Source organism: Streptomyces sp. DSM 15324 (assembly GCF_001514285.1).
Classification (GTDB): domain Bacteria; phylum Actinomycetota; class Actinomycetes; order Streptomycetales; family Streptomycetaceae; genus Streptomyces.
In genome coordinates this window covers 249,350-262,000 of record NZ_KQ949036.1, presented here as the reverse complement: position 1 = coordinate 262,000, position 12,651 = coordinate 249,350, and the positions used below count along the sequence as shown (strand labels likewise).

The 12,651-nt window shown below is 72.5% G+C and carries 12 protein-coding genes; 3 read left to right on the top strand and 9 right to left on the bottom strand.

Annotated features, from left to right (window positions below; all coding sequences use genetic code 11):
• Positions 1-35: 35 nt before the first annotated feature.
• The 5 genes from AQJ58_RS35105 to rimP all read right to left on the bottom strand — a co-directional run bounded on the left by AQJ58_RS35105 (position 36) and on the right by rimP (position 6,415).
• Positions 36-332 carry a DUF503 domain-containing protein gene (locus tag AQJ58_RS35105; protein ID WP_067257724.1) on the bottom strand — a complete coding sequence of 99 codons (297 nt, stop codon included), beginning with the start codon at positions 330-332 and terminating at the stop codon, positions 36-38.
• Positions 333-1,241: 909 nt separating this feature from the next.
• The gene (gene infB, locus AQJ58_RS41905; RefSeq protein WP_079079420.1) at positions 1,242-4,322 is read right to left on the bottom strand and encodes a translation initiation factor IF-2; all 3,081 of its coding nucleotides are present in this window, start codon (positions 4,320-4,322) and stop codon (positions 1,242-1,244) included.
• A 148-nt stretch (positions 4,323-4,470) separates the two neighbouring features.
• Entirely contained in the window at positions 4,471-4,767 is a 297-nt protein-coding gene (locus AQJ58_RS41900) for a YlxR family protein (protein ID WP_079079419.1), read from the bottom strand.
• Positions 4,768-4,913: 146 nt separating this feature from the next.
• Positions 4,914-5,900, bottom strand: coding sequence for a transcription termination factor NusA (gene nusA / locus AQJ58_RS35095; RefSeq protein ID WP_067257644.1), 987 nt, complete (start codon positions 5,898-5,900; stop codon positions 4,914-4,916).
• Positions 5,901-5,902: 2 nt separating this feature from the next.
• Positions 5,903-6,415, bottom strand: a complete 513-nt coding sequence (gene rimP, locus AQJ58_RS35090; RefSeq protein WP_067257641.1) for a ribosome maturation factor RimP — start codon at positions 6,413-6,415, stop codon at positions 5,903-5,905.
• Positions 6,416-6,618: 203 nt separating this feature from the next.
• Between rimP and AQJ58_RS35085 the strand changes: the two genes are divergently transcribed.
• The 3 genes from AQJ58_RS35085 to AQJ58_RS35075 are packed head-to-tail and all read left to right on the top strand — an operon-like array spanning position 6,619 to position 8,682.
• On the top strand, positions 6,619-7,233 hold the full coding sequence (locus AQJ58_RS35085) for a hypothetical protein (protein WP_067257638.1): 615 nt from the start codon (positions 6,619-6,621) through the stop codon (positions 7,231-7,233).
• Positions 7,230-7,748 (top strand): ferritin-like domain-containing protein, encoded by a 519-nt coding sequence (locus tag AQJ58_RS35080; RefSeq protein WP_067257635.1) that lies wholly within the window; start codon positions 7,230-7,232, stop codon positions 7,746-7,748. The genes AQJ58_RS35085 and AQJ58_RS35080 overlap by 4 nt, the downstream gene beginning before the upstream one ends.
• 28 nt (positions 7,749-7,776) lie before the next feature.
• Positions 7,777-8,682: an aminoglycoside phosphotransferase family protein gene (locus tag AQJ58_RS35075; RefSeq protein ID WP_067257633.1), complete on the top strand. Its 906-nt coding sequence runs from the start codon at positions 7,777-7,779 to the stop codon at positions 8,680-8,682.
• 232 nt (positions 8,683-8,914) lie between these two features.
• On the opposite strand, the gene AQJ58_RS35070 is transcribed toward AQJ58_RS35075, so the two are convergent.
• From AQJ58_RS35070 to AQJ58_RS35055, 4 genes are all read right to left on the bottom strand, one after another.
• Positions 8,915-10,618: a proline--tRNA ligase gene (locus tag AQJ58_RS35070; protein ID WP_067257630.1), complete on the bottom strand. Its 1,704-nt coding sequence runs from the start codon at positions 10,616-10,618 to the stop codon at positions 8,915-8,917.
• Between the two features lie 74 nt (positions 10,619-10,692).
• The gene (locus AQJ58_RS35065; protein WP_067257627.1) at positions 10,693-11,226 is read right to left on the bottom strand and encodes a GNAT family N-acetyltransferase; all 534 of its coding nucleotides are present in this window, start codon (positions 11,224-11,226) and stop codon (positions 10,693-10,695) included.
• A gap of 21 nt (positions 11,227-11,247) precedes the next feature.
• Positions 11,248-12,096, bottom strand: coding sequence for a GNAT family N-acetyltransferase (locus tag AQJ58_RS35060; RefSeq protein WP_067257624.1), 849 nt, complete (start codon positions 12,094-12,096; stop codon positions 11,248-11,250).
• A 251-nt stretch (positions 12,097-12,347) separates the two neighbouring features.
• The coding region (locus AQJ58_RS35055; RefSeq protein WP_159056368.1) for a flavodoxin/ferredoxin-dependent (E)-4-hydroxy-3-methylbut-2-enyl-diphosphate synthase at positions 12,348-12,651 on the bottom strand (304 nt) is incomplete at its 5' end.

Sequence of the window (12,651 nt, the reverse complement as noted above, 5' to 3'; positions counted from 1 at the left end):
TTTCTTGCGTGTCGTGTCTGTGTGCTGTTCTGTGGTCAGTCGTCGTCTTCGCCGTGGAAACGGCGTCTGACCGACAGCAGTTCCACCTCCGGGCGGGCGGCGACGAGCCGTTCGCACCGGTCCAGTACGTCGGTCAGGTGCTCCGCGTCACCGGAGACCACGGCGAGGCCTATGCAGGCCCTGCGGTGGAGGCCCTGGTGGTCGACCTCGGCCGCGCTCACCGCGTACTTGCGCTGGAGCTCGGCGACGATGGGCCGGACGACGGAGCGTTTCTCCTTCAGCGAGTGGACGTCGCCGAGGAGCAGGTCGAAGGACAGAGTCCCCACGTACATGCGCAGCCGGTTCACCCGCCGGTACGGGATCGATGGCCCTGTCGGCCGTGTGGGACAGGGGCATCATGAACGGTACCGCGATCCTGCCGTCGGCTCGACGGAGTTTCCCACCCACCCACCCGACTCGGTCGGACGAGAAGTGCCCCCACCCCGGGGCTCCGCCCCGGCCCCCGGCGGGGACTGCGTCCCCTGCACCCCGCACAGAGCTCCATCCCGACACCCTTCACGGGCACCGGCGCGGCACCCCACACGGAGTTCCCTCCCGGGCACCCTGCCCAGAACTCCGCCCCGGCACCGGCACAGAACTCCGTCCCGGCGCCCGGCCCGGAACTCCGCTCCGCACTCTTCGCAGAGCTTCGTCCCGGCACCGTGCACCAGGCCCCGGCCCGGCACCCCACACGGAGTTCCGTCCCGAGACCCGCGCAGAGCTTCGTGCCGGCACCAGCCCAGAGCTTCGCCCCGGCGCCCAGCCCAGAACTCCGCTCCGCATCCTGCACAGAGCTTCGTCCCGGAACCCAGCGCAGGACCCCGTGGCAGCACCCTTCGCAGGACACCGACGCGGCACCCCACGCAGAGCTCCGTCCCGGCGCCCCGCACAGAGTTCCCTGGGCGCCTAGCCCAGAAAGCCGCCCCGCACCTCGCACAGAGCTTGGTCCCGGTACCCGGCACCCCACACGGAGTTCCGTCCCGAGGGTCGCGCAGAGCTTCGCCCCGGCACCGGTCCAGAGCTTTGTCCGGGCGCCCGGCCCGGGACTCTGCTCCGCAGCCTTCGCGGAACTTCGTCCCGGCGCCCCGGGCAGGAACTGCGTAGCGGCACCCTTCGCAGGGTTCCGCGCGGAGTTTCTCCAGACGGAGCGGTGCCGGTCCTCCGGGACTGTGTCCCGGTGGACCGGCACCACCGACCGTGGGTTACACCCGCGGCTTCTCGCGCATCTCGTACGTCGCGATGACGTCGTCGATCTTGATGTCGTTGAAGTTGCCGAGGTTGATACCGCCCTCGAACCCTTCGCGGATCTCGGTGACGTCGTCCTTGAAGCGGCGCAGGCCCTCGATGTTGAGGTTCTCCGCGATGACCTTGCCGTCGCGGATGAGGCGCGCCTTGGTGTTGCGCTTGACCTCGCCCGAGCGGATGAGGACACCGGCGATGTTGCCCAGCTTGGACGACTTGAAGACCTCGCGGATCTCCGCCGTACCGAGCTCGACCTCTTCGTACTCCGGCTTGAGGAGACCCTTCAGGGCCGCCTCGATCTCCTCGATCGCCTGGTAGATGACCGAGTAGTAGCGCACGTCGACGCCCTCGCGCTCCGCCATCTGCTGCGCACGGCCGGCTGCCCGGACGTTGAAGCCGATGACGATCGCGTCCGAGCCCATGGCCAGGTCGATGTCCGACTCCGTGACCGCACCGACGCCGCGGTGCAGGACGCGGATGTCGACCTCTTCGCCGACGTCCAGCTGGAGCAGGGACGATTCCAGGGCCTCGACCGATCCGGACGCGTCGCCCTTGATGATCAGGTTCAGCTGCTGGACCTCGCCGGCCTTCAGGGCCGCGTCCAGGTTCTCCAGGGAGAACCTGCGCGTGCGCTTGGCGAAGGCGGCGTTGCGCTCGCGGGCCGCACGCTTCTCGGCGATCTGGCGGGCGGTGCGGTCCTCGTCGACGACGAGGAAGTTGTCGCCCGCACCCGGGACGTTGGTCAGGCCCAGGACCTGGACCGGCGTCGACGGGCCGGCCTCGGCGACGTTGTTGCCGTTGTCGTCGAGCATGGCGCGCACACGACCGTAGGCGTCGCCCACGACCATCGTGTCGCCGACCCGCAGGGTGCCTCGCTGGACGAGGACCGTCGCCACGGCACCGCGGCCGCGGTCGAGACGGGACTCGATCGAGATGCCCTGCGCGTCCTGGCTGGGGTTGGCCCGCAGGTCGAGCGAGGCGTCGGCCGTGAGGATCACGGCCTCCAGCAGCGAGTCGATGTGCAGACCCTGCTTGGCGGAGATGTCGACGAACATGGTGTCGCCGCCGTACTCCTCGGCCACCAGACCGAACTCGGTGAGCTGACCGCGCACCTTGGTCGGGTCGGCGCCCTCGACGTCGATCTTGTTGACCGCGACGACGATCGGGACGTCGGCCGCCTTGGCGTGGTTGAGCGCCTCGACCGTCTGCGGCATGACGCCGTCGTTGGCCGCGACGACCAGGATCGCGATGTCCGTGGACTTCGCACCACGCGCACGCATGGCGGTGAAGGCCTCGTGACCCGGGGTGTCGATGAAGGTGATCTTGCGCTCTTCGTCGTTGACCTGGGTCGCGACCTGGTACGCACCGATGTGCTGGGTGATGCCGCCGGCCTCGCCCGCGATGACGTTGGTCTTGCGGATGGCGTCGAGCAGTCGGGTCTTTCCGTGGTCGACGTGACCCATGACGGTGACGACCGGCGGGCGGACCACCAGGTCGGACTCGTCGCCCTCGTCCTCGCCGAACTCGATGTCGAAGGACTCGAGCAGCTCGCGGTCCTCCTCCTCCGGGCTGACGATCTGAACCTCGTAGTTCATCTCGCCCGCGAGGAGCTGGAGGGTCTCGTCGGAGACGGACTGGGTCGCGGTGACCATCTCGCCGAGGTTCATCATGACCGCGACGAGCGACGCCGGGTTGGCGTTGATCTTCTCCGCGAAGTCGGTGAGCGACGCGCCGCGGGAGAGACGGATCGTCTCGCCGTTGCCGCGCGGCAGCATCACACCGCCGACGGACGGGGCCTGCATGGCCTCGTACTCCTGGCGACGCTGACGCTTCGACTTGCGGCCACGACGGGCCGGGCCGCCGGGGCGGCCGAAGGCGCCCTGCGTGCCACCGCGGCCACCGGGACCGCCGGGACGGCCGCCGAAGCCGGGACGGCCACCGCCGCCACCGAAGCCGCCGCCACCGCCGCCGGGGCCACCGCCACCGGGACGACCGGCGAAGCCGCCGCCACCCGGACGGGCACCGCCGCCGGGACCGGCCGGACGGCCGGCGAAGCCGCCGCCACCACCCGGACGCCCGCCACCGCCGGGCCGACCGGCTCCGGCCGGGCCACGGCCGCCACCGCCGGGGCCGCCGCCGGGGCGGGGGCCGGCAGCGGGACGCTGCGGCATCATGCCGGGGTTGGGACGCGGACCGCCGGGACGCGGACCGCCGGGGCCCGCACCCTGCGGACGCGGCATACCGGCGGGCGACGGACGGGAACCGCCCGGAGCCTGCGGACGAGGACCGCCGCCCGGGGCGCCGGGCGCCTGGGGACGGGGGCCGCCGCCACCGGGGGCACCACCCGGGCCGCCGGGGCGCGGGGCGCCCTGCGGACGGGGGGCCTGCGGACGGGCCATACCGGCGTTGCCGCCGGACGTGAAGGGGTTGTTGCCCGGACGCGGGCCGGACGGACGGGCGCCGCCCGGACGGGGGGCGCCGGCGCCACCGGGGCGCGGGCCCTGGCCGGCGGCCGGACGCTGACCGCGGTCCTGCTGGCCCTGGCCGGGACCGCCCGGACGGGCGCCGGGCCGGGGGGCGCCGGGGCGCGGACCCTGGGCGGCGGCCGGACGGGGAGCCTGCGGGGCGGCCGGGGCCGACGGCGGAGCGGTGAACTCCGGGGCGGCGGGCGCCGGACGCGGCGCGGGCTTGGGACCGGGCACGGGACGCGGGCCCGGGGTCGCCGGCGCGGGGGCCGACGAGGCCGCGGGGGCGGCCGGAGTCGTGGGCGCCTGAGGCGCGGCGGGCCTGGGGGCGGCCGGACGCGGGGCGGCCGGACGGGCCGACTGCGCCGGGGAGGGCGCACCAGGCTTGGGGGCGGCCTTGCGCGGGGCGGGCTTGCCGCCGCCCTGGAAGGCGTCAGTCAGTTTGCGGACTACGGGCGCTTCGATGGTCGAAGACGCCGAACGGACGAATTCACCGAGTTCTTGGAGCTTGGCCATGACGACCTTGCTCTCCACGCCGAACTCCTTGGCGAGTTCGTATACCCGGACCTTAGCCACTTCGCTCCTTTTAGGTCCGGGTTGCCGCCGGACCGTCGCTACTTCATGGGCGTACTCATCGCGTGCTCATCGAGTGCTCATCGCAATCTCGACCTACTTCCAACTCGCGGGGTACCTGGCCGCACGGACGATCCGCGCGACGCGCTTCTTACGGTGTTGCCCGATCGGCAACTGTCGTCTGCTCGACGTACTGGCGCAACGCCTTTGTGTCGAGCGCTCCCGGGGCTCGCAACGCCCGCGTGAACGCCCGGCGGCGTACCGCCTGGTCGAGACAGACCAGTGCGGGGTGCACATACGCACCCCGGCCGGGCAGCGTACCGCGAGGATCGGGGACGCAGGCGTCCTCGACCGCCACGATGCGCAGCAGCTCCGTCTTGGCCGCTCGCTTCCGGCACCCCACACAGGTGCGTTCAGGGCATGCTCCGGCGTGCGTCCGGCCAGACACAGTTAAGTCTACCTCCCCGCGGCCACCTCACCCCTTCGGGGCAGGAGTCGAACGGTTGCCGCGATACATCTGACGTGATCTGAGCGGGCCTCGGCTTGGATCTATTCCCCCGAACGGCCCAACCCCAGGTGGAACAGGTGGGACATCTAGTCGGACGTCTGCTCGGTGTCCGGTCGGATGTCGATCCGCCAGCCGGTGAGGCGGGCGGCGAGGCGGGCGTTCTGGCCCTCCTTGCCGATCGCCAGGGACAGCTGGTAGTCCGGCACGGTCACGCGCGCGGAGCGGGCCGCGAGGTCCACCACGTCGACCTTGGAGACCCGGGCCGGGGACAGCGCGTTCGCCACCATCTCGGCCGGGTCGTCCGACCAGTCGACGATGTCGATCTTCTCGCCGTTCAGCTCGCCCATCACGTTGCGCACCCGGCCGCCCATGGGGCCGATGCAGGCTCCCTTGGCGTTCAGGCCCGAACGGGTGGACCGTACGGCGATCTTGGTGCGGTGGCCGGCCTCGCGGGCGATGGCGGCGATCTCGACGGACCCGTCGGCGATCTCCGGCACCTCCAGCGCGAACAGCTTCTTCACCAGATTGGGGTGGGTACGCGAAAGCGTGACCGAGGGACCCCGGACGCCCTTGGCCACCCGAACGACGTACGAACGCAGGCGCATGCCGTGCGGGTACGTCTCTCCGGGGACCTGCTCCTGGACCGGGAGGATGGCCTCCAGCTTGCCGATGTCCACGAGCACGTTCTTGGGGTCGCGGCCCTGCTGGACCACGCCGGTGACGATGTCGCCCTCGCGGCCGGCGTACTCGCCGAGCGTCGCGTCGTCCTCGGCGTCGCGCAGCCGCTGCAGGATCACCTGCTTGGCGGTGGTGGCGGCGATACGGCCGAAGCCGGACGGGGTGTCGTCGAACTCGCGGGGCTCCTGGCCCTCTTCGAGGTCCTCGGGGTCCTCCTTCGCCCACACGGTCACATGCCCGGTCTCCCGGTTGAGCTCCACGCGCGCGTATCGGCGGCTTCCCTCGGTGCGGTGGTAGGCGATGAGGAGGGCCGACTCGATCGCCTCGACCAGCAGGTCGAAGGAGATCTCCTTCTCCCGTACCAAGCCCCGCAGGGCACTCATGTCGATGTCCACGGCTACGCCTCCTCTTCCTTCTCGTCCTTGACGTCCTGGTCCTTGCGGTTGAACTCGACCTGCACGCGCGCCTTCTCGATGTCCGGGAAGCCGACTCTGCGGGTCGTGGCCCTGCGGCCCTTCACACCGGGCACTTCGAGGTCGAGGCCGTCGTCGTCGGCCTTCAGGATCCGCGCGATCAGTTCGCCGCCCTCGGTCAGCTGGAACTTCACCAGCCGGCCGGTGGCGCGCACGTAGTGGCGGTGCTCGGTGAGGGAGCGCTCGGCGCCCGGGGTGCCGACCTCGAGGGTGTACTCGCCCGCGCCCATCGCGTCGCTCTCGTCGAGCTTCGCCGAGAGCGCGCGGCTCACATCGGCGATCTGGTCCAGGTCCGCCCCGGTGTCGGAGTCGACGACGACGCGCAGCACACGCTTGCGACCGACGGAGTCCACGGCGATCTCTTCGAGATCCAGGCCCTGGGAGGTGACGAGCGGTTCCAGGAGCTCTCGCAGCCTCTCGCTCTGGGTGGTGCTCATCCGGGTGACTCCTCGGCCGCGTGTGCTGTTGTGGGATGGGTCGCGTGTCTGGTCAAAGGGTATCCGGTCGCGGGGAGTGTTGCCGTCCACCCGTGCACGGAGGGTGGCGGAGGCCTCGCTCCGGCGTGCGCGCGGGTACGGTGATCACGGACCTGTTCGCTTCCCGGTCCTCCGTTCGCACGTATTCCCCGAGGACGTCTGCCGTGCCGTTCCCGCTCGTTCCGCGCGCCCGCTCCGGGCCGCGCAGAAGAACCCTGCTCGCGTCGGCCGCCGGGGCGGCCCTGCTCGTGGGCTGCTCGTCCGGCTCCGAGCACGCCGAGGAGGAGGTCGCCGGCGGCAGCCCGTCGGTGACCGAACGGGCACGCGCGCGTGCGGCCGCGGACAGCGGCGGGCTGCTGGCGCGGTACGACGCCGTCCTCGCCGCCCATCCCCCGCTGGCGCAGCGGCTGGCACCGCTGCGGGCGGAGGTCGTCCGGCACGTGGAGGCGTTCGGCGGGGGCGGCGGGCCTTCCCCGACCGCGTCCCCCTCTGCCGCCCAGGCGTCCCCCACGTCTTCCACACCCTCTGCGTCCCCTGCGTCCCCTTCACCCTCCACGTCTTCTCCGCCCGCCACGCCGCCTCCTGCCGCCACGGGGACGACAGCCGCGCCGGTGACCGAGAAGGACGCGCTCGCGGCGCTCGCCGCGGCCGAGCGGGAGCTGGCGGACCGCAGGACCGCCGAGCTGCTCGACGTCCCGGGCGAGCTGGCGCGGCTGCTGGCCTCGGTGGCGGCGGCCGGGGCGGCCCACGCGTATCTGCTGACGGAGGGGAACCGATGACCGACAGGAGCACGGAGAGCGCGAAGCCGGGGAAGAGCGGGAAGAGCGAGGCGAGCGGGGAGCTGACGGCGCTCCAGGCGGCGTTGGCCGCCGAGCACGCCGCCGTGTACGGGTACGGCGTGGTCGGCGGCCGGATCGGCGCCGACCGGCGTACCGAGGCGCGGGCCGCGTACGACGCGCACCGGGCGCGGCGGGACGCGCTGGTGCGCGAGGTGCGCGACCTGGGCGCCGAGCCGGTCGCCGCGAGCGCCGCGTACGCCCTGCCGTTCCCGGTGACGGACGCGGCGACGGCGGTCCGGCTGGCCGCGGAGCTGGAGGGACGGGTGGCCGGGGTGTACTCGGATCTGGTGCGGGCAGCCGCGGACGGGCGGCGCCGGGAGGCGGCCGGGGCGCTGCGGGAGGCGGCGGTGCGCGCGGCGCGCTGGCGCGGCGGGAGCGTAGCCTTCCCTGGGCTCGCCGAGCGGGCGGGTACGGACGCGGCGACCTCCGGAGTCTCGGCGACGCCGACGATGTGACCCGGAGAGGGAAGGGAACGACTCGCGCATGGCTTTCGAACCGCCGCAGCGGCTGGTGCGGGCGCTCGGTGAGACGGCACCGAGCGGTGACGACTGGTTGGAGAAGCTGCCGGAGGCGGCCGGACAGGCCGTCGCTCTGCGCGAGTTGACCGTCGAGCGGGTGCAGCTGCCCGGCGGCCGGAGCAGCCTGGTGGTGCTGGTGCGCCGGGCGGACGGGACACCCGCCGTGCTCAAGCTGGCCCCGCCCAGGTTCCGGCCGGAGGCGGAGCGGGCGGCGCTGGCGCACTGGGGCGGCCTGGGTGCCGTACACCTGCTGGACGGGCCGGTCACGGAGGGGGTGCTGCTGCTCGAACGGCTGCACCCGGATGTCTCGGTCCGGTCGCTGCCGGAGGCGAAGGCGCTGCTGGAGGCGGCGGGGACGCTGCGGAGGCTGTGGGTGGAGCCGCCGGCCGACGGCGGGGTCGCGGGGGGCTTCGAGACGGTGGCCGAGCGGACCGGGCGGCAGGCCGAGGCGATGCGGGCGAGTGCCGGCGGGGAGGTCGTGGCCCTGGTGGACGCCGCGCTCACGGCCCGGGCGGAGTTGCTGGCCGCACCGCCCGAACACCGGCTGCTGCACGGGACGTTCCGGCAGAGCAAGGTGCTGGCGGCCGAGCGGACGCCGTGGCTGGCGGTGGGGCCGGATCCGGTAGTCGGTGAGTGCGCGTTCGATCTGGCGCGGCTGGTGCGGGACCGGGTGGAGGATCTGATCGCCTCACCGTCGGGGGCGGCAACCACGCGGCGGCGGGTGCGCAAGCTGGCGGAGTCGTTGGAGCTGGACCAGGAGCGGGTGCGCGGGTGGACGCTCTTCCGCGCCGTCGAGTCGGGGGTGCGGGCGCTCCGCGTGGGGCGAGGGCGGGACGCGGAGCTGTTGCTCGAATTCGCCGGGTGGCTCTAGGACGGTGAGGGCGGGGGCTGTTGCGCCTGGCGATCGCTGCGACTGCGGCTGATTTCCCGTCAGATGACCGTCGTGGAGGTGAGCTTGAGGGCGAGCACGGGGCAGTCGGCCCCGGCCCGCAGGCGCGCTTCAGCGTCCGCTGGGGACGGGGACCGTTCCCCTCCGAAGTGACGTTCTGTCACGCACTACGGTCGGGGAACGGCCTCAGAGATGCCCGTGAGGATTACCTGCTTCAGGCGGTGAGCCTCGCGATCGCCTCGTCCACCGTGAGCTCCTCGCGCTCTCCGGTCCTGCGGTCCTTCAGCTCGACCACGCCCTCGCCCGAGCGACGGCCCGCGACCAGGATCTTCGGTACGCCGATCAGCTCGGAGTCGGTGAACTTCACGCCCGGGGAGACCCCGGCCCGGTCGTCGACCAGGACGCGCAGGCCGGCCGCCCGCAGCTTCTCGGAGACCTCCAGCGCCAGCTCGGTCTGGAGGGCCTTGCCGGCGGCGACCACGTGGACGTCGGCCGGGGCGACCTCGGCGGGCCAGCACAGGCCCTTGTCGTCGGCGGTCTGCTCGGCGAGGGCCGCGACCGCGCGGGAGACGCCGATGCCGTAGGAGCCCATGGTGACGCGGACCGGCTTGCCGTTCTGGCCGAGGACGTCGAGCTTGAGGGCGTCGGCGTACTTGCGGCCGAGCTGGAAGATGTGGCCGATCTCGATGGCACGGTCCAGCTTGAGGCCGGTGCCGCAGTTCGGGCAGGGGTCGCCCTCCTGGACGACCACGACGTCGACGTACGTGTCGACCTCGAAGTCACGGCCCGCGACCACGTTCTTCGCGTGCATGCCGTCCTTGTTGGCGCCCGTGATCCAGGAGGTGCCGGGGGCCACGCGCGGGTCGGCGATGTAGGTGACCTTCTCGCCCAGGCCCTGCGGGCCGACGTAACCGCGCACCAGGTCGGGGCGGCCGACGAAGTCCTCGGCGGTGACCAGCTCGACCGTCGCCGGGGCGAAGTGCGCCTCGACCTTGTCCAGGTCCACCTCGCGGTCACCGGGCACGCCCACGGCGACGATCTCGCCGTCGACCTTCACGAGGAGGTTCTTCAGCGTGTCGGAGGCCTGGACGCCGAGGTGGGCGGCGAGGGTCTCGATGGTGGGGGTGTCCGGGGTGGGGATCTCCTCCAGCGCGGGCACGCCCTCGGCGGCGACCGGCTTCAGCTCGTACGAGATCGCCTCGGTGTTGGCCGCGAAGTCGCAGTTCGGGCAGTCGGCGAAGGTGTCCTCGCCGGCGCCGGCGGGGGCGAGGAACTCCTCCGACTTGGAGCCGCCCATCGCGCCGGCGGTGGCGGCGCAGATGCGGTAGTCGAGGCCGAGGCGCTCGAAGACCCGCTGGTAGGCGTCGCGGTGCAGGGCGTAGGAGTGGGCGAGGCCCTCGTCCTCGGTGTCGAAGGAGTAGGAGTCCTTCATCAGGAACTCACGGCCGCGCAGGATGCCGGCCCGCGGACGGGCCTCGTCGCGGTACTTGTGCTGGATCTGGTACAGGATGACGGGCAGGTCCTTGTACGAGGACGCCTGGTCCTTGACCAGCAGGGTGAAGATCTCCTCGTGGGTGGGGCCGAGGAGGTAGTCGCCGCCCTTGCGGTCCTTCAGCCGGAACAGCTCCGCGCCGTACTCGTCCCAGCGGCCCGTGGCGTCGTACGGCTCACGGGGCAGGAGGGCGGGGAGCAGCACCTCCTGGGCGCCGATCGCGTCCATCTCCTCGCGGACGATCCGCTCGACGTTGGCGAGCACCTTCTTGCCGAGGGGGAGCCAGGACCAGATGCCGGCGGCGGTGCGGCGGACGTAGCCGGCGCGGACGAGGAGCTTGTGGCTGAGGACCTCGGCGTCCGCCGGGTCGTCGCGCAAGGTCTTCGCCATCAACTGGGACATGCGCTGGACCGGTGCGTTCGCCATGGTTCTCGTACTCCTGCCGGGAAAGAGGTGATGGCAAGGAGGTTAGCCGGGAGCGCGGGGTCGCCGGAAATCCGTTACGTGCGGAGCAGGGGGAGCGGGGCGCCCATGACGGCGTAGGGGCGGGGGGCGCTGGGGAACAGGACGCGGCGGGCCAGGTCCTGGTAGCCGAGGGAGCGGTAGAGGGCGCGGGCGGGGCTGTCGAAGTCGATCGCGGAGAGGATCGAGCGGGGCTGGCTCGCGCTGTCGGTGATCGCGGTGATCAGGGCGCGGCCCGCGCCGCGGTTCTGGTAGGCGGGGTGGACGTGCAGCTCGGTGATGACGAAGGAGTCGTCGAGCCAGAAGTCGGTGCCCTGGGCGCGCAGGTACGGCTCGACGACGGTGGACCACCAGTGGGTGCGGTCGTTCGGCATGCCGTAGACGAAGCCGACGAGGCGGCCCTCGCCGGTGGTGGCGCCGAGGGCCCGGGCGCCCGGGTACGTCATGTGCCGCAGGACGATCTGGCGGCGGACCGCGACCTCGTCGGGGCCGAGGCCGAAGGCGACGGCCTGCACCGCGAGGGCCTCGTCCACATGGGCGGGGAGGTCCAGGGGGCCGATGACGAGATCCATGGCGGGGAGCCTACAGGTGGGTCAGAACAGCACGCTCATGAATGCGCCGACCTCTTGGAAGCCGACCCTCCGGTACGTCCGGCGCGCGGCCGTGTTGAAGTCGTTGACGTAGAGGCTGACCACCGGGGCCACGTCCGCGAGGGCGTAGCGCAGGACCGCGGCCATGCCGGGCGCCGCGAGGCCTCTCCCCCGGTACTCCGGGGCGACCCAGACGCCCTGGATCTGGCAGGCCTGCGGGGTGGCCGCGCCGATCTCCGCCTTGAAGACGACTCTGCCGTGTTCGTCGAGGCGGGCGAAGGAGCGGCCGGAGCCGACGAGTTCCGCGACGCGGGCCTGGTAGAGCAGGCCTCCGTCGCCGGCCATCGGGGAGACGCCCACCTCCTCGGTGAACATCGCCACGCAGGCCGGCATGATCGTCTCCATCTCGTCCTTGCGGATGCGGCGGACGTAGGGGTCGGGGGCCAGGTCGGCGGGCATCCGGTCGGTGACCATGAGGGGCTGGTGGGCGCGGACCTCGCGGGCGGGGCCCCAGTGGGGTTCGAGGAGACGCCAGAGCTGGGTGGTGGACTCGGCGGGGCCGACGATGGAGGAGCAGCGGCGGCCCGCTCTGCGGGCGCGGTCGGCGAAGGCGCGGACGGCGCGGGGGGTGGCGCAGATGGGGACGAGGTTGGCGCCCGCGTAGCACAGCGACGTCAGCATGCCGTCCTCGTACCAGCCCCACATCTCGCCGCCGAGCCGCCAGGGGTCGAGGCCCGCGACCTGGACGCGGGAGGTGACGAAGGCGTTGGTCACCGGCTCGCGGTCGAGGACGGCGAGCGCGGCGTCCAGGTCGCTCGGTTCGAGGACCCGGGAGGTGGTCTGGGTCAACAACTACGGGGCCTCACACTCAGGGCTGCTGATCCCCGCACTGTACCTGCGGAAGCTGAGCGGTGCCGCCCTGCGTGTGGGGTGGCCGGTGTCTTCGGGGTGGCCGTGGGCTTCCCGTGCCGTCCCTGGGGGCTGCCGCCCCCAGACCCCCGCATCGGCCCTGAACGGGCCTCGTCCTCAAACGCCGGACGGGCTGAAGGACACGGACCGGCACCGAGAAGCCGAGCTTTGCCGGCGCCGGGCCGGCGCTCTCGTCAGCCCGCGACCGCCACCGACGGCTCGCCCGAGGCGACTCCGTCGGCCTCCATCTGCTCGGCCAGCTTCATGGCCTCCTCGATGAGGGTCTCGACGATCTTGGACTCGGGGACGGTCTTGATGACCTCGCCCTTCACGAAGATCTGGCCCTTGCCGTTGCCGGAGGCGACCCCGAGGTCCGCCTCGCGGGCCTCGCCGGGGCCGTTCACCACACAGCCCATGACGGCGACCCGCAGCGGGACCTCCATGCCGGTGAGGCCCGCCGTGACCTCCTCGGCGAGCTTGTACACGTCGACCTGGGCA

Coding starts and splice junctions, on each gene's coding strand:
- AQJ58_RS35105 (WP_067257724.1), bottom strand. CDS start 332: ATGTACGTGGGGACTCTGTCCTTCGACCTGCTCCTCGGCGACGTCCAC.
- rimP (WP_067257641.1), bottom strand. CDS start 6,415: ATGAGCACCACCCAGAGCGAGAGGCTGCGAGAGCTCCTGGAACCGCTC.
- AQJ58_RS35080 (WP_067257635.1), top strand. CDS start 7,230: ATGACCGACAGGAGCACGGAGAGCGCGAAGCCGGGGAAGAGCGGGAAG.
- AQJ58_RS35075 (WP_067257633.1), top strand. CDS start 7,777: ATGGCTTTCGAACCGCCGCAGCGGCTGGTGCGGGCGCTCGGTGAGACG.
- AQJ58_RS35070 (WP_067257630.1), bottom strand. CDS start 10,618: ATGGCGAACGCACCGGTCCAGCGCATGTCCCAGTTGATGGCGAAGACC.
- AQJ58_RS35065 (WP_067257627.1), bottom strand. CDS start 11,226: ATGGATCTCGTCATCGGCCCCCTGGACCTCCCCGCCCATGTGGACGAG.